Here is a 24,354-nt window from a genome sequence, read left to right as displayed (position 1 = left end):
ACCAATGGCACAATTTTCAATAAGCATATGTGACCGGTATGAAATCATCAACACATTTTGATACCGACAAAAAATCAATGCATTCTGAGTATCCATGAACAATCGTTGAATTTTGGCCTGACTATCTATCTGGGAAAATGCCAACAATAAAAAAGGGCGCTTCATGACACATCAATTTGCAACAATCGGGGATTAATAAAAAAACAATTAAAATGAACGACAGAACTGCTAACTCAATGAAGAATGAATACAAAGTTAAATTGAGATTTATAGTTTTAACCTTGTTCCTTGTAGTTTTTTACACATCACTGCTATTTAGTGCCACGGTTTACATTGACCCGGGATACTCAGGAACTACACAAAACGGCAATATTCAAACGCCCTACAGCTCATGGGCCCAGGTAAGCTTTGCCAATGGTAATACATACCTGCAAAAACGAGGAACGACCTACACAACTTCAGGAAAAATATTTGTTTATCAGAAATCAAACATTACGATTGGGGCTTATGGCAGCGGAGCCAGACCCATTATTATCAGTTCGGGGGGATCTGGTACTAAAGTGGTAGACATCGGGTTCTCACAAAATTGCACAGTTTCAGATCTTGAAATTGCCTCAACGGGCAACGCCACTACCTGCATTCTTATAGCAGGAGCAAGTAGTTACAACAACACCATTGATAATTGTATACTTCGAAACTGTCAGTGGGGGTTCAGAGCAACTTCAGGGTTTGATAAAATTAAACTTACCAATACTGAAATACACACCATTTCAGATGACGGAGTTTTCATTCAGGATGTGACCAATGTTGAAATTTCAAATTGCAACATTCATGATGTAAACATGAACTGGTATTATGTTGGCCATTCGCAATCTCAGGCAGCCGGCGATGGTATTCAATTGTTGGGCAATTGCAACAACTTCATCATTCACAACAACATAATCAACCGCTCCAATTCGGGAAACAAATTCAGTATTATTGTCAACAGTGACACTCCCAATAATGCCACAGGGGTTATAACTCATAATATCGTCACCACTCCATTATCTGAAGGTGATGGCGGGGCAGGAATATATCTGGGTGCAGGAAATAACATCTTAGTTGAGCACAACACCATACAAGGGGAGCTTGATGGTATATACAATCACACTCCGGGTTTAAAAATTCTTGGAAATGTTTTTCAAAACCTGCCGGTTGGGGTTAATTCATTAAACAGCACTTCAACTATTTACATTGCAAACAATACATTTCACAATGTAAGAACTCAAATAAAAGGAGCCAACATTCATGTCGTCAATAATATTTTTAATCTTACCCAAACCGGCGATGTGGCTATTTACAAATACTACCCTTACATTTTAACAGAAAACACCAATTGCTATTCAAGTGGCCAGCCCGGGAATAATTCAATTGTTGGAAACCCCATGTTTATCAATGCATCTGCAGGAAATTTCAGACTACAAAGCACTTCACCCTGCATTAACCATGGTTCAGCCACTCCAATGCAGTATGACATGGACAATATTTCATTGCCGCAGGGAAATGCACCGGACATGGGTGCGTTTGAGTATTCAGGAGGACAAACAAGCAATAACCCACCAGTCATCAACAATCAGACTTTCTCAATCAATGAGAACAGTCAGTCTGGTACTGCTGTTGGAACAGTAACAGCTTCTGATCCTGATGCAGGCCAAACACTTGCTTTTACTTTAATTTCAGGCAACACCAACAATGCTTTCACTTTAAATACAGTCAACGGTCAATTATCCGTAGCTAACAGTGCGGCATTAAATTTTGAAAGTATTTCTTCATTCTCTCTTACCATCAGAGTAACTGATAATGGGGCTGGCAACCTGTCTTCCCAGGCTACGGTTACTGTATCACTCAATAACGTCAATGAAACACCCGTTATTCAAAATCAATCTTTTTCGGTTATCCAGAACACAACAAATGGCACAATAGTGGGAACAATCATTGCTAGCGATCCTGACCTCAACCAAACCATCTCATTTGCAATAATGGCAGGCAACACGAACAATGCATTTTCCGTGAATGCGTCTAATGGCAAATTAAGTGTATCAAACTCTGCTGCATTAAACCCGGGAACATTCTCATTAACTGTAAGAGCTACCGATAGCGGCACACCGGCACTCTACGCTCAGGCAAATGTTACAGTAACAGTAACGCAACAAGGCAACCAATCGCCTGTAATTGCTAACCAAACTTTTGGAGTTCAGGGATATGCACCCAATGGAACAGTGGTTGGAACCGTTGTTGCTACAGACCCCGATGCCGGTCAATCTCTTTCATATTCAATAATATCAGGAAATACCAGCAATGTTTTTCTGCTTAACGCCTCAACCGGACGGTTAACTGTGGCCAATTCAGGTGCGCTAACCCCTGGAAATTTCTATCTGACAGTAAGAGCGACAGACAATGGCAGTCCGGCACTTTATGCACAGGCAACAATAACAATTGTAGTTTCACAACAAGGAAACCAAGCCCCACTTATTGACAACCAGACATTTACTGCAACAGCCTATGCTTCAAATGGGACAGTTATTGGAAATATTGCTGCAAAAGACCCTGATGAAAATCAAACATTAACATTTTCAATCATTTCAGGAAATACAAACAACACATTTTCACTCAATTCCACAAGCGGAAAATTAACGGTTGCCAATTCAGGCTACATGAGTCCGGGGAATTTCAATCTCACCGTCCGTGTAACTGACAACGGTATTCCGGCGCTATTTTCACAAGCCATTGTCACAATTACAGTTGAGCCAACCGGCAATCAGCCTCCTGTAATTGCAAATCAAACATTCAATACTACTGCAAACCTGCCTAATGGAACATTCATAGGAACAGTGCTTGCCTCAGACCCTGACAATGGACAAACGCTGAGGTATTCAATTACTGCTGGCAATAATAGCAACATATTTGCATTAAATACTACAAATGGCAAAATGACAGTTGCCAATTCAGGGGCCCTCAACCCCGGTAGTTATAACATAACAGTAAGAGTAACGGATAATGGAAATCCAGCTCTTTATGCCCAGGCTACAATTACAATAATTGTAAGCTCACAGTCAAATCAGCCACCGGTAATAACAAATCAAAGTTTCATTACAGCTGAAAACAAATCCAATGGGTCTTTCATAGGAACAGTATTGGCTTCAGATCCCAATCAGGGACAAACGCTATCATACAGTATAGTGGCAGGAAACATCAGCAATGCATTTGCCATCAACACCTCCAATGGCAGATTAAGTGTAAATAATTCGACAGCATTGAATTTTGAAGTAACACAATCATTTGGACTTATAGTAAGAGTTACAGATAACGGTTCCGGAAATTTATGGTCACAGGCTACTGTAACAATAAAATTAACGGATGTAAATGAAGCTCCTGAAATTGCAAACCAGAGCTTTACAATCCCTGAAAACCTGTTTAACGGGGCGAGGGTTGGCTATGTGAATGCAACTGATCCCGACGCTGGTCAATCCGTAACCTTTAAGATAATATCAGGCAATACCAATAATGCTTTTGAGCTGGCAGCCTATACAGGAAGTCTGGGAGTAAAAAACTCAGCAGCGCTTGATTTTGAGACAAATCCTGTGTTTAACCTAAGGGTAAGGGCAACCGACAACAGTTCTCAGCACTTATACAGTGATGCAACAATAACCGTTAATCTGACAAATGTAAATGAATCACCCTTCATAAGCCCAGGAAGTATCAGTATTGCAGAATTTACTCCAGTAAATACAGAAATTTACCGGATTGAACCCATCAATTTAAATCAAAACCTGACATACAGCATTATTGAGGGGAATACAGCTGATGCATTTAACATCAACACATCAACAGGAGTCGTATCGGTAAATAACAGTGCAGCTTTAAATATTTCTGAAAATCCGGAGTTTACGCTTATTATCAGCGTAACAGACCATGAAAATGATGAATACTCAGGCACTGTAAACCTGAAAATAGCTGTTATTTCAGACGAAAATACGGGATCGGGAGTAACCATGGCGATTGAAAACATCCAACCTGAAAATCTGAAAATTTTCCCCAACCCTTCTCCTGACGGAATTTTCCATATTGATGCAGAACAGCTTACTGATTCATATAGCCTTCAGGTATTTGACATTTCAGGGAAAATGATTAGCCTCATGAAATTTCAAACAGCAACTTCCAACACAATTGATTTATCGGGTCAACCAAAAGGAACTTATTTTTTGAAAATTTCCTCACCAAACAGTTCGTTTACACATAAGGTTATAAAGAACTAGATCGACCTCCCTTTTATATGTTTTCCTTTTGCGGCTGCGATTACAGAGCAGCCGCTTTTTTTATTTTTTTTATGTTTTATACACGTTTACAACATTTATATTGTCATTTACACCAACATACACTTTCATACCATTTACTTAGTTACAAAATTACATAATTATCTCAACTTATTGTTTTACACCATTTTAAAACTTCATTTTTAATTCAGCCTGGCTAACCACAATTTATCAATATTCATTCTAAAGAAAAGAAAAGTCAAAATTTCCAAATTACTTTTTAGATTTTTTTTGATAAAACTATGATTCAGTTCGGATTAAAAACCCGGGCGAAAATCTTAAAATGAGGAGTGAAACACTACAACTACTCAACCAAGTAAAAATTTCAACTAACAGAAAAGAAAGATGAAAAGTTCACTTTTTTTTAAAGCCAGAAAATTTAATGGTTTTACAGGACTTCGTGCTGCCGGTATTGCAATATTAATTCTGGTAGTTCAATTAACAGTTGTTTCCCAGACAACTTTTTACATTGACCCTTCCTTCTCAGGATCACCTCAGAATGGTACAGTAAGTAACCCATACAGCTCCTGGAGTCAGGTATCATTTGCCAATGGAAACACTTATCTTCAAAAGAGAGGAACAACATTTGTAACCTCTGGAAAACTATTTCTTTATCAAAAATCAAACATTACTATCGGAGCTTACGGTGAAGGCGCCAGGCCATTGTTTTACTCAACCGGTGGTAGTGGCAACAAGGTTGTTGATTTGGGATTTACTCAAAACTGTACCGTACGCGATATGGAAATTGCCTCATCGGGCGATGCCACCACTTGTGTATATTTTGCAGGCAGTACCAGCTACAACAACACCATAGACAACTGTATCTTACGCAACTCGCAATGGGGGTTCAGGGCTACAGCAGGTTTTGACAAGTTAAGCTTACTGAATACTGAAATTCACACCACAGCAGATGATGGTGTTTTTATTCAGGATGTAACCAATGTTGAAATATCCAACTGTAACATTCATGATGTGAATATGAACTGGTATTATGTTGGCCAATCGCAGTCACAAGCTGCCGGAGACGGAATTCAGCTGCTTGGAAACTGCAATAATTTTATCATTCACAACAATACCATCGACAGGTCAAATTCAGGCAACAAATTTGCGATTATTGTAAACAGCACAGCACCTAACACCGCCACAGGAAGAATTACCCATAATACAATTACCACTCCTTTGCTTGCACCTGACGGAGGCGCCGGAATTTACATCGGAACCGGTGACAACATCCTTGTTGAACACAATACTGTTCAAGGAGAGCTGGATGGCCTTTACAATCATTCAACAAACTTGCGGGTACTGGGCAATGTTTTTAAAAACCTTCCTGTGGGTGTTAACACACTCAACAGCTCCAGTGTATGTATGATTATCAATAATACTTTTTACAACATCAGAACCCACATAAAAGGCGCCAACATCAATGTAAAAAACAATACATTCTTTTATTCTCAGTCCGGAGATGTTGCCATTTACAAATACTATCCCTATGCCTTGTCAGAAACCAATAACTGTTACTCATCGGGGCAGGGCGGCAACAACTCGGTTATAGGAAATCCACTTTTTATTGATGCCCCTAATGGAAATTTCAGGTTACAAAGCAATTCGCCCTGTATCAATCACGGCACCTCGACCATCATGCTTGAAGATATGGATGGCAATCCTGTTCCGCAAGGAAATATCCCTGAAATAGGCGCATTTGAGAAAATTGAAAGTGGCAGCTCAAATTTACCACCGGTAATATCTGATCAAACCTTTGGCATTGCCGAAAACAGCCAGGCAGGAGCCTTGGTCGGAAATGTAATAGCTTCGGACCCCGATCCCAATCAAACACTGAGTTTTTCCATTGTAAGCGGAAATACCAATAATGCCTTTTCAATTCATGCTTCATCAGGGGCATTAAGCGTTGCAAACCCCGCAGCTCTGAATTTCGAATTAACTCCGGTATTTCAATTGGTTATCAGAGTTCAGGACAATGGCGTTGGTAACCTTTCAGCTTCGGCAAACATAACTATCAACCTTTCAAATGTTAATGAAGCACCGGTAATCAACGCGCAAACATTCACTGTTAACGAAAATGCAGCAGCAGGAACTATTGCAGGCACCATGAGTGCAACTGATCCTGACCAGGGCCAAAATTTAAGCTTCTCAATCGTTTCGGGAAACCTTAACAATGCTTTTACGATTCATGCAACGAATGGAACCATAAGTGTAAGCAATTCGCAGGCGCTTAATTACGAGGCTGTTCAAAGCATTACCTTAAGCATAAGGGTAACCGACAACGGTTCGCCCTCCCTGATGTCAACAGCCAATGCTCAAATCAACATTCTTAACCAGAATGAAGCACCCGTTATTACAGCCGGTCAATCCTTTTTAATCAATGAGCATTCGCCTGCAGGTACACAAACGGGAATCGTTGCTGCCACAGATCAGGATGCAGGACAATCGCTGACATTTTCAATTATTTCCGGCAATACAAATAATGCATTTGCCATTGCACCATCCACCGGAATGATTTCAGTAAATGGATTTATTTGCTTTGAAAGCTGCAGCAGCTACACCCTCACCATCAGAGCTACTGACAATGGTTCGCCCGTTTTATGGGATGAAAAAACTGTAGCAATTCATTTAACTGACATCAATGAAAACCCTGTGATAGCCGATCAATCATTCGGCGTTGAAAGCAACTCTCCCAACGGAACATTTGTCGGAACAGTACTCGCTGAAGATCCTGATTTTAATCAGGCTCTCAGTTATTCATTTACTGATGGCAATATCAGTGGCGCTTTTTTCATTGATGCAGCCAATGGTAATATAACTGTGGCAAACAGCTCAGCAGTAAACTATCTGATTCATCCACAGTTTATCCTCACTGTTAAAGTACAGGACAACGGCGCACCTCAACTTGCCTCTTATGCCTCTGTAACTATAAATGTGGGCGAAGTAAACAATGCCCCTCAAATTCAAAACCAATCGTTTAGCATTAACGAAAACAGCCTTTTAAATACGGTTGTAGGACAGATATCTGCCAGCGACCCTGATCCGGGACAAATGCTTGACTTCGCAATTACCGCTGGCAACACAGGCGAAGCCTTTCAAGTTAGTTCTACAGGATTATTGACCATTGCCAACCCAGAAATCCTGAATTACGAGTCAATTCAGAGTTTTCAACTTTCGGTTGAAGTGACCGATAACGGTACACCATCCTTATCTGCCATTGCTTTAATAACTATCTCAGTTTCAGACGTAAATGAAGCACCGGTCTTTACTGGCAACCCTTCATTTTCAGTTGCTGAGCATGTAAGTGAAGGCACACAGGTGGGTATTGTTTCAGCAACCGACCCTGACTCCGGACAATCATTAGTTTTCAGTATCGTAGGCGGAAATACCGGCAATGCTTTCTCTATTTCAGCATCATCAGGAGTACTATCGGTTTCAGGTAATGTATGCTTTGAAACCTGCCCACAATACGCTTTAGTGGTTCGTGTTTCTGACAATGCGTCTCCTGCTTTATGGAGTGAACAAACATTTGTGGTAATGATTACCGATGTGAACGAAAATCCGCTGATATCAAATCAAATGTTTGAAGTGGAAAGTTATGCAGCAGCTGGCACCATTGTAGGTACAATTTTAGCCAGTGATCCTGACTTTAATCAGATGCTCTCTTATTCAATTGAAAGTGGAAATTTAAGTAACGCATTCAGCATTGAGCCTGCAACCGGCATTTTGACAGTTTCAAATAGCAGTGCTGTTAACTATATTACTCACCCACTATTTGAACTTACTATAAAAGTACAGGACAACGGCAATCCTTCACTTTCGTCATTGGCCCAGGTATCAATCGTCATTCATCCTGTAAACTCACAACCTGAAATCGCCAATCAAACTTATCAGACAGATGAGAATCCTGCCAATGGATATATCATAGGCCAGGTAGTAGCCTCTGACCCTGATCCAGGACAAATATTAACCTATGCTATCCACTCAGGAAACACCGGAAATGCATTCCAGATCGGAATCGGGGGATTGCTTTCTGTTGCTAATGCCAGCATGCTTGATTTTGAAACCAATGCCATTTTTAATCTGGAAATATATGTTACTGATAATGGCACGCCATCTGAATCAGCTTCAGCCATCATAACAGTTACACTGAATGATTTGAATGAAAATCCGGAGCTCCCTGCAAATCAAACGCTTTCCGTTAATGAGCATGTTTCAGCGGGGACAATGGTGGGATATGTAAGTGCAGAAGATCAGGATGCAGGACAGTTGCTTAATTTCAGTATAATGGCCGGAAACACCAACAACGCATTTATAATTGAACCATCAACTGGTAAAATCAGTGTTAATGGGTTTGTTTGCTTTGAAAACTGTGGCCAATATGACTTGACGGTAAAAGTAAGTGACAATGGAACTCCTTCATTGTACACACAAAACGTGGTAAACATCCAGCTAAATGACATTAACGAATCGCCCGTCATCAACAATTTAAACATTGATTTACAAGCCTTTGCATCCAACGGAACTGAAGTAGCCATTATAGCAGCATCAGATCCTGACTTTAATCAGAATCTCGCATTTTCAATCACATCCGGAAACGATAATGGGGCTTTTGTTATAAATCCGGCAACAGGATTACTTTCAGTAGCCAATAGTGAGGCTCTTAATCCGGAAACCACACCTGTTTTTGCATTAACTGTAACAGTGCAGGACAATGGAACCCCCTCGCTTTCATCCAGTGCTCAGGTAAATATTACACTCAATTCAGGAAATTCAGCCCCGTCTATTGACAACCAAACATTTACCATTTTTGAAAACACTCCCAACGGTTCATTGGTTGGACAGCTGATTGCAACAGATCCTGACTTCGGGCAAACCATGAGCTGGAATATTACAGCAGGAAATGAGCAAGGCGTTTTCTCTCTCAATCAGCAAGGCAAACTTAGCGTAATCAACAATCAATTACTTGATTTTGAAAGTGTAACACAATTCAACCTAACTGTAAATGTTACTGACAATGGTACACCGGCGGGCTCTGCATCTGCATTAATCGTTATAAACATTCAGGACATAAACGAAGCCCCTGAATTTGCCAATCAATCGTTCTCGATGGCAGAAAACAGCCCTGTTGGCTCATCTCCCGGAAGAGTTGAAGCAACAGATCCTGACATCAACCAAAGAGTTACATTTTCGCTTATAGAAAGCAGCATCAGCAATGCCTTTTCTGTAGCGCTTTACAATGGCGGAATATCAGTAATTAACTCTGACCTTCTTGACTATGAATCCAACCCGGTTATTATACTGACCATCCGCGCTACTGACAACAGCCCTGAGCATCTCTATACAGATGCCATAATAACCATACAATTATCAGATGTCAATGAAGTTCCGGTTGTTACCAACTCAACCTTCAACGTAATTCAACGCTCAAGAGTTGGAACCTTTGTTGGCCAAGTAATAGCAAATGACCCTGACGCAGGACAAACGCTCAGCTATTCCATTGCAGGAGGCAACACCAGCAGTGCATTCAGAGTAGATGCAGCTACAGGTATTATCACGGTTAACAATGCAGGTGCTATTAATCCAGCCACCAATCCTGTATTTTATCTTAGAATCAGGGTGTATGACAATGGAAGCCCAACCCGCTATTCAGATGGCACAATGACCATAAGAGTTGTAAAGAAAAAAGATGGTGAAAATGAAATAGCAGCTGAAGAAAACGATGCAGCTATAATTCAGTATAATGTTTATCCCAATCCATCGTCAAATGGTCAGTTCACAGTTGAATTTAGCAGTTTGACCAACCCGGCTGAAATTAAAGTTTTCGATTTATCGGGAAGAGTAGTATTCTCTGAAACTTCTGAACAAAGCAACCTTAAACAGGCCATTGATTTAAGTAACATGAACACTGGCATGTATTTGTTAAGAATCAGTGATGGCACAAATACCAAAACGACTAAATTAATTAAACAATAATTCAAAACCAGCGCCGATGATTATTCGGTTAAGGGCTGACACACGGGGTCAGCCCTTTTTTTGTGAAATAACAGAATTGAGCTGCAGCTTCCCTCCCATTCGGGGAAATGACACCAAAAATTAAAAAACTCTGCTGATCTAACAACAGAGCTTAATAAATAGCGTAAAGGATAAAAAAAATGTTTATTCGCCTATATAATGCTTGTAGACCATTTTTATCCCTTCAGCAAGGCTCATTTTACTAGTCCAGCCCAGATTATTGAGTTTTGAAACATTCAGCAGTTTACGGGGAGTTCCATCAGGTTTTAATTTATCAAATACAATCTCACCCTTAAATCCGACCACATCTTTAACCAGATAGGCCAGGTCATGAATAGTTATTTCAAGGCCAGACCCAATGTTGATATGGGTATTACGGATTTCAGATTTCGGATTCAGTTCTTTACCTGAAACAAGATCCGAGAAATTATAGTTTTCCAGAATAAAAACACATGCATCGGCCATATCATCACTCCATAAAAATTCGCGCAAAGGTGAGCCGCTTCCCCAAAGTTCAAGTTTAACCGAAGGATTTGCATCTGACACATGTTGAAATATTCCTTTTTTATTAAGATAAAGAATTATTTCCTCATCTGAAGAATTGCCGGTTACACCATCGGCACGATATTTTGAAAAATCAGCCCTGATAGCATTAAAATCGCCAGACTCAAGACAATGGCTTAAGTGCATTTTCCGGATTAGTGCAGGAAGAACATGAGAATTTTCAAGATGATAATTATCATTATACCCGTAAAGATTAGTGGGCATTACTGAAATATAATTAGTACCGAATTGCAGGTTATATGATTCACACATTTTCATTCCTGCAATTTTTGCAATGGCATAGGGCTCATTGGTATATTCAAGCTCACTTCCGAGCAATGAATCCTCACTTATGGGTTGAGGTGCATTTTTAGGATAAACGCAACTGCTTCCCAAAAAAAGCAGCTTGTGCACATTATTCACATAAGATTGGTGAATAACATTATTTTGAATCTGCAGGTTCTCATAAATAAACTGAGCCCGGTAGGTATTATTGGCCATAATGCCTCCAACTTTAGCTGCAGCAAGAAAAACATATTCAGGCTTTTCCTGCCTGAAAAACTCCGCAACGGCCTTTTGATCAACCAAATCAAGCTCTGCATGCGAGCGCAGAAGCAGATTGTGGTATCCCTTTAACTTGAGATTTCTGACAATTGCACTACCCACAAGGCCCCGGTGCCCTGCAATGTAGATTTTACTTTCTTTATTCATCAGGTTGTTTTAATAATCGTAATAATCTATTCGAAATAACTCAATGTATTGTAACCTCCATCCTGAAGGTATTTATCTTTTTTCATCAGCTGCAAGTCTCCTTCCATCATATCTTTAACCAGCCCTTTCAAATCATATTCGGGTTCCCAGCCCAAAACTGATTTTGATTTGGATGGATCTCCTATCAGCAATTCCACTTCTGTGGGTCTGAAATAAGATGGGTCAACAGCCAAAACTTCTTTTCCAACAGGCAAATTAAATTCAGGATTCATGCATGATTTAACCACAGCCTTTTCGTTTACTCCTTCACCAATAAAATCAAGTTCAATCCCAACTTGTTGAAAAGCCATTTTTACAAATTCACGAACTTCGGTAGTCACACCGGTGGCAATGACAAAATCATCAGGCTTGTCCTGTTGAAGTATCAGATACATTGCTTTTACATAGTCTTTGGCATGCCCCCAGTCGCGTCTTGCCGAAAGATTTCCCAGAAAAAGCTTATCCTGCATGCCCAATGCTATGCGAGCAACAGCCCTGGTTATCTTGCGGGTTACAAAAGTTTCGCCTCTGATTGGAGATTCATGATTAAACAAAATACCATTGGAAGCAAAAATCCCGTAAGCTTCCCGATAATTCACCGTAATCCAGTATGCATATAATTTTGCCACAGCATATGGGCTACGCGGATAAAAAGGAGTCTTCTCACTTTGCGGAACTTCCTGTACCAAACCATATAACTCACTGGTTGAAGCCTGATAAATTCTGGTTTTATTTCCCAGACCCAGCAGCCTCACGGCTTCCAGCAGTCGCAAAGTACCAATTCCATCTGCATCTGCAACATATTCAGGCGAGTCAAAACTCACTTTAACATGCGACATGGCTGCAAGATTATATATCTCATCAGGTTGTACTTCCTGAACTATCCTAATCAGATTTGAGGAATCTGTCATATCGCCGTAGTGAAGAATAAAATTACGGTTTTCAATATGCGGATCCTGGTACAGGTGATCAATTCTGTCAGTATTAAATAAAGAACTACGCCGTTTTAAACCATGAACAATATAACCCTTTAGCAATAGAAATTCAGCAAGATAGGCTCCGTCTTGCCCGGTTACACCTGTAATAAGTGCTACTTTTTGCGACATATATAATTTTATTAGATGACAATTACCAACAAAGTTATAAAAAAACAAAAAACTTCAACAATGGTTTGGCCTCCCCGCAAATAATATCCAAATCTGAGGCTTAAAGCTATCCGAAACACTGTGACTACAGTTAGCTTAAAATATTACTTTTGCAAAAATAAAACCGTATTTATTAACTTCGCCGGATGCGATACAGGACTTTTCATCTGATTACCAACCTTTTTGGCGGGCTCATTTTATTATTTATTGCCGCGCCACTGGCAGGACTCTTTTTTTCTACTTCATTTTCAGAGATAAAAGAGTCAATTATCAGCCCCGAGGTCATAAACAGCATTTGGTTAACTCTTTTCACCTCCATTGCTGCCACTCTTATATTTGCGATCTTGTCCTTGCCTTTTGCCTGGCTTCTTGCCAGAAAAAAATTTATATTCAAGAGATTGATCCTGGGAATCATTGACTTGCCGATAGTCATTCCGCATACGGCAGCTGGCATAGCTCTGCTTGGTGTTATATCGCGCGACACAATGGTTGGCAAAGCGGCTGATAGTTTGGGCTTTAGCTTTATTGGACATCCCGCTGGAATTGTAATTGCCATGGCTTTTGTAAGTCTGCCGTTTTTCATTCATTCTGCCATTGATGGATTTGCCAACGTACCGGAAAGGCTTGAGAAAGCAGCACTTAACCTTGGCGCAAAACCATTCAGAGTATTTATCAGTATTTCGGTGCCGCTGGCTATGCGACACATTATTACCGGCAGTGTTATGATGTTTGCCAGAGGCATGAGTGAATTCGGAGCTGTTGTTATTATTGCCTACCACCCAATGATAGCGCCTGTGCTCATTTTTGAACGATTCAGCTCATTTGGATTGCAATATGCCCGGCCAGTGGCAGTTATCTTTATTGTCATTTCTGTTTTATTATTTCTCCTGATGCGACTTCTCTCTAAAGATCCTGACAATGCTAGAAATTAAGCACCTGAATAAATCATTTGGCCGTTTTATGTTGAAAGACATTCATCTTCGCATTGAGGCAGAGGATTATTTTATATTGCTGGGAGCTTCAGGTGCAGGCAAATCGGTATTACTTGAATTAATTGCCGGCTTGGTAAAACCCGATAGCGGTCAAATTTTACTTAATGGCAAAGACATTACCGAACTGCCCGTTGATAAAAGGAAAACCGGACTTATTTTTCAATCACCAGCTATTTTTCCACACCTTAATGTTAGTCAAAATATTGCCTATCCGATTTACCATTTGCCCAAAAATCAAAGAAACCAAAAGGTAGCACAATTAGCCGGTCAGATGAAAATAGACCACCTGCTGAATCAAAGCACCCAAACATTATCAGGAGGCGAACTTCAAAGACTTGCGCTTGCCAGGGCGCTGGCCTCTGATCCTGTCATGTTGCTGCTTGATGAGCCCTTATCGGCTATTGACACACCCCTTAAATCAGAGTTAAGGGGAGTTTTAAGAGAGCTTAACAAATCTGGCCTTCCAATTCTTCATGTTACGCACGACTTTGAAGAGGCTTTTGCATTAGCAACAAGAATAGCTGTTATCGAGAATGGCTCGCTGATACAAAACGGCGCACCGCACGAAATAATAAACAGCCCCAAATCAGGCTTTGCAGCAGGATTTACCGGCGAACATAACTTTTATAAGGCTGAAATAGAAGGTAACATTGCCCATATTTTAAACGACTACCACTCAAAAACAAACATTCAACTCAAGCTAGATGACACATATAAACAAGGGCCGGCAAGCATTCTCATCAGAAGTAAATATGTAGTTATCTCGCTCAACAAACCCGAAATCAGCACCATTAACAATTTTAAAGGGAAAATTGCAAGTATCAATCCTTCAAGGGAAGGATTTGAAGTCTGTATAAAAGCAGGTATTGATATTTATGCAAGAATTACAAGAGAATCGCTTGAAAAGATGGCCATTAAACAAGGCATGGAAATATGGGCTTGCTTTAAAGCCTCAGCCATTGATGTCATTACATAACAGGCTAATTTTCAACTGAAAATTCCTCAAAAAGCTTCACAAATCATGAATCCAATATATTCGCTGCCAGAGCTGCTCATCATTGGCGGATCGTCAAGAAACACCGGTAAAACCAGCCTCGCTGTCAGGTTAATAGAAAAATATGCTAAAGAACATTCCATAACCGGGCTGAAGGTTACAAGCATACGCCGCGGAGAGGAAGAATATCACGGGCGGCATGAGGATGTTATTAACGAAGCAAAATTCACGATTTACGAAGAAACAAACTTCCAGGGAGACAAAGACACATGCCGGATGCTGGCTGCAGGAGCCAAAAGAGTTTTTTACATTCAAACAACAGAGCAGTATCTGGACGAAGCCTTTAAAAATTTCCTCTCACTCAAATCGGACCATAGCCCTATCATCTGCGAATCGAGAAGCCTAAGAGCTGTAGTTAAACCAGGATTACTTGTTTTGCTGAAACATTATAATCCGGCATTTATCAAGCCAGGTTTCAGCCAGTTGGAAGCTTTAGCCGATTTGACTATCACGATGCACCAGGAAAAAGAAAATACAGCCCAAGAAACAGAGGCTATTATCTGGAACGGTCAAACCTGGAAGTTAAAGACTTAATCATCAATAAAATACGACTTCTACGTTAGGATTTGCCACCTTGAATTTTTCAATGTTACGCGATGAAACCCTCGTATTGTAAATGCGCAATGTCGTGAGTTCCACAAGGTCATCAAGAGCCTTGATATTGCTGATTCTGGTATTGTAGCAATCTAATTGTCTTAATTTACGGCACGACGACAATGCGTTTAGTCTGGTTACCTGGGTGCCGGAAATATCCAAAACTTTTAAATCAGTAAATTTTTCAAGAACATCCAAATCGTTAATTTGCGTATTGGAACAATACAGTGATTGCAAACCAACATTCAATGCCAATGGTTTTAAGTCCTCAACCGGGGTATTGGAGCAGTTAAACTCCCTGATTCTCTTATGAGATGAGAGCGGCATAATTCCGGTTACAGGCAATCGGGAAATATCTACTGATTCAAGCCAGATAAGCATACGTAACGGGCCAATATCAGTAATATCGCGACTCTCACTCAGATTTATTTTTCGCAAAGACGACAACCGATGCAATTGCACCCTGTCAGGTTCAGCTGAAACAGCTTCCAATTGATTAAATACAGCCTTCCAACCATTGGTAAGACTATTCCACCAGGTTGTCAATGCTTCAGTTTGATATACAATCAGGGCTTCCGGAATACTATCTCTTATCTGTTCAATCACTCCAGCAACAGCGCCCACACCATCAGCATAAAGAATTTCAAGTCTTTTCAGATTCAAAACCGGGCTTAGTGATAATACCGGGCAATTATCAATAGCCAGCATTTGCAAATCGCGCAAACCCCCAACTGGTGAAATATCGGCCACCAGCGTACCCGACAGATTGAGCTCTCTCAAACCTGAAAGTGACGTCAATGGCGAAATATCTACAATTTTGGTAGACTGCAGATTAAGGACCTGAAGGTTCACAAGATCTTTCAGGGGCATTACTTCACGAACTCCGGTACCCTGCGCCAGTAAAACCTCAAGTGATGACAATTTCCTGAGAGGCACAAAATCCTGAATACCAGCAATACCTGTTAGGTCAATTTTCTTTTGATAAATCACTTCATGCAACTGTTCCTTTTCAGGAATCGGGCTTAATTCAACCAGCTTACCAAAAACTTGTTTCCATTCTGAGGGCAATTTTTCCCACCAGGCAATCAGCTCTTCAGATTCAAAAATAACTTTCACGCCGGGTTTTTGCTTCATAAAAGCCAAAACCGCAGTCTTATTCACCATCGTTTTATCACAGTAAACTATTTTCAACGAAGGAATATTAACCAAAGGCATTAAATCACTAACTGGTGAATTATCCATATAAACATATTGCAAATCGGCCAGTAAAGCAAGAGGACTGATATTGGTGATATAGGTTCTCTCCAGTTTTATCCGTTTAAGGTTTTTCAGATTGCTCACCTCTTTCATATCTGCAAAAGCAGTTCCCGACATTTCAAGTGCTTCAAGGCTCACCAGATTTTTCAAAAAATCAAGAGATCTGAATGAAACATTATTCATCCTGAATTCATGCAGCATTTCAAGGTTTGACAACGGCTCAGGGTTGTCAGCGGGTATCCCTGAGATATTCAAAAATTCAAGCTGATGAAAATTGCCAACCGGAGACAAATCATTGACGAACGTTTCTGAAATGTCAAGATAACGGATACTTGTAGTATAATTAAGAGGCGCTAAAGAACTTATCATGCTGCCAGAAGCAATAAGGGTTTCAAGTTTTGATAAATTTCTGACAGGATCCAATTCCGAAACTTTAGCACCAGTAATGTTCAATCGTTTTAATGACGGGAATGCGCTGAGTGGCTCAAGCCCAAAAATATCCTTGATTCCGGATAAATCAATCTGCTCAGTTCTTAAAATCCGTCTGATTTCAGCAAACATAACTGAGCCGGGCACTTTAACAGTATCAGCCGCCAGTGTTGAATCTTCCGGATGAATTAACCCATTTGCCTTCATCAAATAATCAGCACCAAAGGATAAAACATCCTTCAAAGGAATACTATCTGCGACAACCACATTATCAGCCAGAAAATTACGCCATCCGGTGTCAAGATTATTCCACCATGACATTAACTCCTGTTCCTCACCGCCTTTTGTAGTATATATACTGGCAATTTTGAGTGCCCGGTTTGCTTCGTCCAGATTAATTTCAATAAAACGGGGTTGGTTATTGTTAACCACATTTCCATCTAAAGTAATTCCATTCAGATTTCTGCTCGTTTTAACTTTAAAAAAAACATTACCACTCTCGCTCATCTCCTGTGAAATTTCTTCAATGGTAAATTTAAATTTCACATCTTTAAAAAAGAAGTCAATATCCTTCAAATAAGCCTGAATATCCTTATTGGTAACAACATCGCGTTGTTCAGCCAGGTCATCCTCAACCTGCACTTTTGAATCTTTAAAAAATTTCAGATATGACTGGTTAATAATGATATCTTTCTCCTTGTATTCAGTCTTACTGCTGCCAATGGTATTAAAAGCAAACTCCATAAATGAAACCATTTGAGCAGCCTGCTTTTGATAAGCTTCCATATCATCACTGGAAACAGGCTGTTTTTCAGCTGCAGCAGTTTTTGAGCCCGAAGTTTGTGTATAACCCGGAATCGAAACCAGAACAAAAAGCGAGAAAATGAGTATATGGCGTATAGATTTATTCATGATACAGATATTTTAGCAAAAGTTCCTTATCGTTTTCTTTTAACTTTAACAATCCTGAAATTAACCAGCCAGAGTTCGTTCCTGACCGGTTAAAGTCAGATAATTCAAAATACCATCCCGGAATCTGAAAAAAGTGAAATTTCACGGTATTCACCATTTTGAACTTCAGGCTTCCTTTTTTGAACTCATATAAAAACAAAGTAAGATAATCGGGCTGATAATCCTTATCGGTATATTGTTCAACATAATCCTTTTCTTTAAAAACCCTTACAAGGTTCATAAAATCCAGCTCATGGCTGAGAGGATGCAGAAACCTAGAATCATCATTGGAATGAACATTGAACATTTGATGGAACGGCCGGAAATACACATTGGAAATGACCCATTTGTAACCAAGGTTTTCCTGCTCAAGCTTCATGTAAAGTGTAACCGCCTCTTCTTTACCCTGATATATAAATGTAGTAGCAACTTCGGCAAACCATTGTCCGCCATGGAAATCAAGAAACACAGGATTTCCTGCTCCTATAACTGCTCCTATAAACTGATCTTTCAAAGGGTCGGTGATGGAAGCATTCTGATTGTCAAAAAGAATATTTAAATATTTCTTTCTTAGATCTGCATTTCTATAATCCTTGTCGCCGGGGTTAAAACGGTCGCCCTTTGTGCTTTCCTCTCCGTTAAATCGTCGAAAAAACTGATTAACCTGCTTGGTTTGGGCATAAAGAATACTCTCATCGCCGAGCAACGAATTGAATGATTGTGCAGGAAGTTGTGTAACTACCTGAACCAAAACCAGTAAAAGAAACCATTGAATATACTTCATGAATTAAAAAGTTAGTCTTTTTACAACAATTCGCCATTTCAATATTACAAAATCAGGCTGTACCCTATTGTTAATAAACAGGATACAGCCAGATTCAGATTATAATTTCGTTAAAGACCAGGTTTGGTTTCAGTAACTCTAATATCGCCAAGCATTACATCCCAGAAACCGATAATCCGCCCTGAAATCTGGGTTGTTTTACGTTCAACATACACTGTCACATCTTTTTTCGTAACATCCACATATTTCAAGCCCTCTTTTGTTGTTCCTTCAAAACGCTGGTAAATGGTGATTACTCCCACATACCTGCCATCAGGCTGACGTTCAAGATCGCTGATATACTGAATATTATACCATTGGATAGTGACTTTATCATAGTTCAGGGCCATGAGCCGTTCCAGATACTCGCGAACACCATAGTAATTTACTTCCTCACGGTTAATGCTGGAAACGCCCATCAAAGCACCATCAGCAAACAGTTCAAGTGTCCGTTCAATAACCCTGTTGGCTTCTGACCAGGGAGTATCTTTATTGCCAATAATGCTGATATATTTACTAAGATCACGAACTTTTTCAAGGGCCAGTGAATCAATCGCCAGCTTGCGCGAAGGACTGATTTCATTCTGAGCCAACAATCCGGTTGTTGAAACCAACAGTACCAGTGCAGAAAGAAATATTTTAAATTTTGTCATAACTCCCTATTTTTTAATTAATTCCAATTCTTTGATTTTCCCATTTGCATCCAAAACAGCATTCAGCACTTTATTGGGCGACTTTTTCTGGTCTTTGATAAATTCCAGATATTTTTTGATGGTAGTGGGCCTGTCGTAGTCCTTAATATCTCCATCGCTGCTGATAAGAATCAATACAGGTACATCCTCATTGGCAAATCCAAGCAGGGCTTCGCGTATTTTCATATTGGCAGTGCTCACATCGCCTGCATTGGCAATGGCAGAAAATGAGGTTTCAATAGCCTTATAAGGGCCACCTTCTCTCAATTCACGTTCTTTGGCTTCCCTTTCCTTTTGCAAGCGTTCTTCTTCTCTTTTTTTGTCAAGAGCAGCTCTTTCAGCTGAAATTTTTGCTTCAGCCTGAGATATAAGATCATTAATTTCGGCATTGTCAAGATTCATTCTTTTAACTGAGGCCAGTTTAAACTCTTTTTCTTCCAGTGTCATCCTGCCTTCGTCGTTGATAATTGCCAGCAAGTCAGCTTTAGCTTTAGCTGTTTTATCTGCCAGCTCTTGCTCAGCCTTCTTTTTTGCCAGCTTTTTCTGACTATTACAGGAACTCAAACCAGTTCCCAAAGAAACAACCAGCAGCATCATCACTGCAAATTTTAACCTGCCTTGAATACAAGCTAAATTTCCGAACCTAATTTTCATCATAATTGTGGAGATTATTTTGATTAATAACTGCAAATCTTATCAAAAAGTGTGCTAAAACCTGAAATAAGAAAAATATGTCATAACAACATTATGCGTTCAACACATATAATGCTTTTTACAAAAGTAAAGCATTCAAACAAATAATTCAGAAATCATTTAATGTTTAAATGGCAGTCAACAGAGTACTATTTTCCATCAGCGAAATTCACTTATTTAAATTGTAATGGTTGCAATTTAAAGTTCGTACCAAATAGCTTTACCTATCAAACAGGAATTGAATCGTCCAACAGTAATTGGTAAAATTAAAAAAGGCAATTCCCACATCCTTGAGAATCACCTTTTTATGTTAATCAACGTACCCGAGGCCGGACTCGAACCGGCACGGCCGCGATGGCCAAAGGATTTTAAGTCCTTCGTGTCTACCAATTCCACCACTCGGGCGGCCTTTGTTAAAAAAAAACCCCGTTTAACCGGGGTTCGAGCGAAAGACGGGACTCGAACCCGCGACCCTGACCTTGGCAAGGTCATGCTCTACCAACTGAGCTACTTTCGCTTATCGCTTTAGCGGCTGCAAATATACGACCTGATTTTAAAACACCAAACAATTTTACGATTTTTTTAAAAGATTTTTTATTTCGTTTAGCTTCATCAGCGCCTCAACCGGCGTAAGTGTATTAATATCAGTATCTAGGATATCCTCTCTGATTTGCTCTAAAAGAGGATCATTTAGCTGAATAAAACTCAGCTGGTAAGGATCTCCGGTTCCTTTTGTTGATTTTCTCTTGTTTTGCTTGCTTTGCAATTGGCCTTCGCCATGAGATTTCTCAAGTGTATCCAGCATTTCGTGTGCACGCTCCAGCACGCTTTGGGGCATTCCGGCCATTTTTGCCACATGAATTCCGAAACTATGTTCACTCCCTCCGGGCTGAAGCTTACGCATAAAAATAACTTTATTGCCAACCTCTTTCACCGAAATATGGTAATTTTTGATACGCTGAAGGCCATTAGCCATCTCGTTTAGCTCATGGTAATGCGTGGCAAACAAAACTTTGGGCCTGAAAAGCGGATGTTTGTGCAGAAATTCAGCAATAGCCCAGGCGATGCTGATGCCATCATAGGTACTTGTACCCCGGCCGATTTCATCAAGCAATATAAGGCTTCGATTTGAGATATTGTTAAGAATACTGGCAGTTTCGTTCATTTCAACCATGAAGGTGGATTCTCCTGATGAAATATTGTCAGATGCTCCTACCCTGGTAAATATCTTATCAACCAATCCAATCTGTGCCGATTCTGCAGGAACAAAACAACCTGCCTGTGCCATCAGGACAATGAGCGCAGTTTGCCGCAGAAGTGCAGATTTTCCTGACATATTGGGCCCGGTTATCATCATAATCTGCTGTGATTGATCATCAAGAAATACATCATTTGAAATATACTGCTCACCGACGGCCAGATTTTTTTCAATCACCGGATGTCTGCCACCAACAATATTCAGCTCGTATCCTTCATTGATTTCAGGACGGTTGTATTTATTGGTTAATGATACTTCTGCAAATGAAAGTAAACAATCGAGCCGGGCAACAACCAGGGCATTTACCTGAACAGGGCTTATATAATCATTTAAACTAAGAATCAAATCATTATATAACTTTGTTTCCAGCTCAAGCATTCTGCCTTCTGCATTTAAAATCTTTTCCTCATATGATTTGAGCTCGGCAGTGATGTATCTTTCACAATTAACAAGGGTTTGCTTTCTTTCCCACTCAGGTGGAACTTTATCTTTGTGCGTATTGGTTACTTCGAGATAATATCCGAAAACATTGTTGTAAGCAATCTTCAAAGAAGGGATTCCCGTTCGCTCTGACTCGCGCTGCTGTAATCTGAGAAGATAATCCTTACCGGAATGAGCCAAATCGCGCAACTCATCAAGTTCATCGGATATTCCTGCAGCAATAACATTGCCTTTATTAACAGCTACAGGAGGATCCGCATTCAGCTCCCTGCCTATTTTGTCTGTCATAAGGGTGCAAAGGTTTATCTGATCAGCCATTTGCTGCAATGAGACAATGGGCGAAGAGCTGCATATCTCCTTTACAGGGGCCAGCGCCAGCATCGCCCTGCGCAATTGCACTACTTCCCGCGGATTAATTCTTCCAACAGCCACTTTAGAAATAATACGTTCGAGATCGCCCATTAACCTGATTTGCTGTTTCAGGCTTTCAGATGCAGCTGGTTGGTTTACAAAAAATTCAACAGCATCAAGCCTTTCATTTACAGGCTGCTTTTCCTTTAAAGGCAAGACCAGCCATCGGCGCATCAACCGTGAACCCATGGGCGAGATGGTTTGGTCCAAAATTCCAATCAGGGTTGTGGCTTCCTCATTGGGCGAATGAAGAATTTCAAGATTTCGAATGGTAAATTTATCCAACCAGACATACAGGTCTTCCTCAATGCGCGAAATCTGGGAAATATGCCCTACTTTATCATGAGCAGTTTCGGCAAGGTAATGCAGAGCAGCCCCGGCTGCAATTATGGCATTATTCATTTCACTGATTCCAAATCCTTTGAGAGATGTGGTATTGAAATGTTTAAGCAGCATATCATGCCCAAAATCAAAAGTAAACACCCAGTCTTCAAACGTATTGGTATAGAACTTTTCACCAAACAGGCTGTAAAACTCTTTGCGTTTCGACTTTTGAACAATTATTTCACTTGGCCTGAATGTTTGCAGGAGTTTATCAATATAATCATTATTTCCCTGAGCTACCAAAAACTCCCCGGTTGAAATATCGAGAAAAGCAATACCACTTGATTTTGGCAGTAAATGCAAACTTGCAAGAAAATTATTCTGCTTATTCTCAAGTACTTTATCATTGTATGATACACCCGGAGTTACGAGTTCAGTAACGCCACGTTTAACAATTTTTTTGGTAAGCTTAGGATCCTCCAACTGATCGCAAATAGCCACCCGAAGACCAGCCCTGACAAGTTTGGGAAGATAGGTATCGAGCGCATGATGCGGAAACCCTGCAAGTTCGATATAGGCTGCAGCTCCATTGGCCCTGCGTGTCAGTACAATTCCCAAAATTTCTGAAGTACGAACAGCATCCTGCCCGAAGGTTTCATAAAAATCGCCCACCCTGAACAGTAAAAGCGCATCAGGATATTTGGCCTTTATTGAATTATATTGCTTCATCAGCGGTGTTTCAGCTACCGCATCGCTTTTTTTTTCTTTTGCCAATGTTGTATTATCTATTGATTGTAAAAAAACAAAAATAGGCAGATTACATTAAATCAACATTTAAAAAATGATTTTTGTCAGGGCTTATTACCTTTGCAAAAAATACCTGCAGCCATAAAAAGCATGAAGAAATTAGCCACAAATGAAATTAAGAGACTAACAGTCAACGAATTTAAGGAAGCCGAAAAGATACCAGTGATTATTGTGCTTGATAATATCAGAAGTCAGCACAATATAGGCTCAGTTTTCCGCACGGCAGACGCCTTCAGACTGGAAGCAATATACTTATGCGGGATAACAGCCACTCCGCCTAACCGCGAAATTCAGAAAACAGCACTTGGGGCCACCGAATCAGTCAAATGGGAACATTTTGAATCGACCATGGAAGCTATACAGGCACTTAAAGCACAAAATTTCACTGTCATCAGCATTGAACAGGCCGAAGGAAGCATAGCACTTGACGATTTTATTCCAGATTTACAAAAAAAATACGCACTAATCTATGGAAATGAAGTTCATGGTGTAGATGACGATGTCATTGATTCCTCAGATTATTGCCTTGAAATTCCACAGGAAGGGACAAAACATTCATTAAATGTATCCGTTGCTGCAGGAATAGTTCTCTGGACCTTTTACCGCAAATTAAAAGACATTAAACTGTAAAGCCTCAAACTATTAGCCTTTTATACTCTTGTATACCAGGCCTTTACAATCGCGAACATACCTCCAATCATTATTTGAACAAAAATCATTAATGATGCAAAAATCGATGTCTGTAACAAATTCAGGGCACTACACCAAACAATCTGAAACAATAAGCGTTATTAAGGCAAAAATCAAAAAATAATCAAAAATG

13 protein-coding genes and 2 tRNA genes are annotated in these 24,354 nt (G+C 40.1%); 6 read left to right on the top strand and 9 right to left on the bottom strand.

Annotated features, from left to right (window positions below):
• Positions 1 to 212 precede the first annotated feature (212 nt).
• Positions 213 to 4,295 (top strand): cadherin domain-containing protein, encoded by a 4,083-nt coding sequence (locus H6541_01375; protein MCB9014413.1) that lies wholly within the window; start codon positions 213 to 215, stop codon positions 4,293 to 4,295.
• Positions 4,296 to 4,697: 402 nt separating this feature from the next.
• On the top strand, positions 4,698 to 10,328 hold the full coding sequence (locus H6541_01370; protein ID MCB9014412.1) for a cadherin domain-containing protein: 5,631 nt from the start codon (positions 4,698 to 4,700) through the stop codon (positions 10,326 to 10,328).
• Positions 10,329 to 10,511: 183 nt separating this feature from the next.
• Here H6541_01370 and H6541_01365 read toward each other — a convergent pair whose 3' ends face one another.
• Both H6541_01365 and gmd read right to left on the bottom strand, forming a co-directional pair.
• A complete protein-coding gene (locus tag H6541_01365; protein ID MCB9014411.1) occupies positions 10,512 to 11,621 on the bottom strand; it encodes a GDP-L-fucose synthase in 1,110 nt (369 codons plus the stop codon).
• Positions 11,622 to 11,647: 26 nt separating this feature from the next.
• Positions 11,648 to 12,766 carry a GDP-mannose 4,6-dehydratase gene (gene gmd, locus H6541_01360; GenBank protein MCB9014410.1) on the bottom strand — a complete coding sequence of 373 codons (1,119 nt, stop codon included), beginning with the start codon at positions 12,764 to 12,766 and terminating at the stop codon, positions 11,648 to 11,650.
• Positions 12,767 to 12,951: 185 nt separating this feature from the next.
• Here gmd and H6541_01355 point away from each other — a divergent pair, with 185 nt between their 5' ends.
• Genes H6541_01355 through H6541_01345 form a run of 3 tightly spaced genes read left to right on the top strand, consistent with a single transcriptional unit; the run spans position 12,952 to position 15,385 of the window.
• Entirely contained in the window at positions 12,952 to 13,737 is a 786-nt protein-coding gene (locus tag H6541_01355) for an ABC transporter permease (protein MCB9014409.1), read from the top strand.
• On the top strand, positions 13,724 to 14,773 hold the full coding sequence (locus H6541_01350) for an ABC transporter ATP-binding protein (protein ID MCB9014408.1): 1,050 nt from the start codon (positions 13,724 to 13,726) through the stop codon (positions 14,771 to 14,773). Before H6541_01355 ends, H6541_01350 begins: the two co-directional genes overlap by 14 nt.
• Positions 14,774 to 14,818: 45 nt before the next feature.
• The gene (locus H6541_01345; GenBank protein MCB9014407.1) at positions 14,819 to 15,385 is read left to right on the top strand and encodes a hypothetical protein; all 567 of its coding nucleotides are present in this window, start codon (positions 14,819 to 14,821) and stop codon (positions 15,383 to 15,385) included.
• 3 nt (positions 15,386 to 15,388) lie between these two features.
• On the opposite strand, the gene H6541_01340 is transcribed toward H6541_01345, so the two are convergent.
• From H6541_01340 to mutS, 7 genes are all read right to left on the bottom strand, one after another.
• A complete protein-coding gene (locus H6541_01340) occupies positions 15,389 to 18,043 on the bottom strand; it encodes a leucine-rich repeat domain-containing protein (protein ID MCB9014406.1) in 2,655 nt (884 codons plus the stop codon).
• Positions 18,036 to 18,866 carry a hypothetical protein gene (locus H6541_01335; GenBank protein ID MCB9014405.1) on the bottom strand — a complete coding sequence of 277 codons (831 nt, stop codon included), beginning with the start codon at positions 18,864 to 18,866 and terminating at the stop codon, positions 18,036 to 18,038. Before H6541_01335 ends, H6541_01340 begins: the two co-directional genes overlap by 8 nt.
• Positions 18,867 to 18,976: 110 nt before the next feature.
• Positions 18,977 to 19,558, bottom strand: coding sequence for a hypothetical protein (locus tag H6541_01330; GenBank protein ID MCB9014404.1), 582 nt, complete (start codon positions 19,556 to 19,558; stop codon positions 18,977 to 18,979).
• Between the two features lie 6 nt (positions 19,559 to 19,564).
• Positions 19,565 to 20,194, bottom strand: coding sequence for a hypothetical protein (locus H6541_01325; protein ID MCB9014403.1), 630 nt, complete (start codon positions 20,192 to 20,194; stop codon positions 19,565 to 19,567).
• Positions 20,195 to 20,610: 416 nt separating this feature from the next.
• Positions 20,611 to 20,695, bottom strand: a tRNA-Leu gene (locus H6541_01320).
• A 39-nt stretch (positions 20,696 to 20,734) separates the two neighbouring features.
• Positions 20,735 to 20,807, bottom strand: a tRNA-Gly gene (locus H6541_01315).
• A gap of 54 nt (positions 20,808 to 20,861) precedes the next feature.
• Positions 20,862 to 23,453 (bottom strand): DNA mismatch repair protein MutS, encoded by a 2,592-nt coding sequence (gene mutS / locus H6541_01310; GenBank protein ID MCB9014402.1) that lies wholly within the window; start codon positions 23,451 to 23,453, stop codon positions 20,862 to 20,864.
• Between the two features lie 168 nt (positions 23,454 to 23,621).
• On the opposite strand from mutS, the gene H6541_01305 reads away from it, so the two are divergent.
• Entirely contained in the window at positions 23,622 to 24,161 is a 540-nt protein-coding gene (locus tag H6541_01305; protein ID MCB9014401.1) for an RNA methyltransferase, read from the top strand.
• Positions 24,162 to 24,354 lie beyond the last annotated feature (193 nt).

This window comes from Lentimicrobiaceae bacterium (genome assembly GCA_020636745.1).
Taxonomy (GTDB): domain Bacteria; phylum Bacteroidota; class Bacteroidia; order Bacteroidales; family Lentimicrobiaceae; genus Lentimicrobium.
The sequence above is the reverse complement of the archived record's forward strand: the minus strand, read 5'-3'. Positions and strand labels throughout refer to the sequence as shown.

Bases quoted from the DNA above. Each gene is read 5' to 3' on its own strand.
- H6541_01375 (MCB9014413.1), top strand. From the start codon at position 213: ATGAACGACAGAACTGCTAACTCAATGAAGAATGAATACAAAGTTAAA.
- H6541_01370 (MCB9014412.1), top strand. From the start codon at position 4,698: ATGAAAAGTTCACTTTTTTTTAAAGCCAGAAAATTTAATGGTTTTACA.
- H6541_01365 (MCB9014411.1), bottom strand. From the start codon at position 11,621: ATGAATAAAGAAAGTAAAATCTACATTGCAGGGCACCGGGGCCTTGTG.
- gmd (MCB9014410.1), bottom strand. From the start codon at position 12,766: ATGTCGCAAAAAGTAGCACTTATTACAGGTGTAACCGGGCAAGACGGA.
- H6541_01355 (MCB9014409.1), top strand. From the start codon at position 12,952: ATGCGATACAGGACTTTTCATCTGATTACCAACCTTTTTGGCGGGCTC.
- H6541_01350 (MCB9014408.1), top strand. From the start codon at position 13,724: ATGCTAGAAATTAAGCACCTGAATAAATCATTTGGCCGTTTTATGTTG.
- H6541_01345 (MCB9014407.1), top strand. From the start codon at position 14,819: ATGAATCCAATATATTCGCTGCCAGAGCTGCTCATCATTGGCGGATCG.
- H6541_01340 (MCB9014406.1), bottom strand. From the start codon at position 18,043: ATGAATAAATCTATACGCCATATACTCATTTTCTCGCTTTTTGTTCTG.
- H6541_01335 (MCB9014405.1), bottom strand. From the start codon at position 18,866: ATGAAGTATATTCAATGGTTTCTTTTACTGGTTTTGGTTCAGGTAGTT.
- H6541_01330 (MCB9014404.1), bottom strand. From the start codon at position 19,558: ATGACAAAATTTAAAATATTTCTTTCTGCACTGGTACTGTTGGTTTCA.
- H6541_01325 (MCB9014403.1), bottom strand. From the start codon at position 20,194: ATGATGCTGCTGGTTGTTTCTTTGGGAACTGGTTTGAGTTCCTGTAAT.
- mutS (MCB9014402.1), bottom strand. From the start codon at position 23,453: ATGAAGCAATATAATTCAATAAAGGCCAAATATCCTGATGCGCTTTTA.
- H6541_01305 (MCB9014401.1), top strand. From the start codon at position 23,622: ATGAAGAAATTAGCCACAAATGAAATTAAGAGACTAACAGTCAACGAA.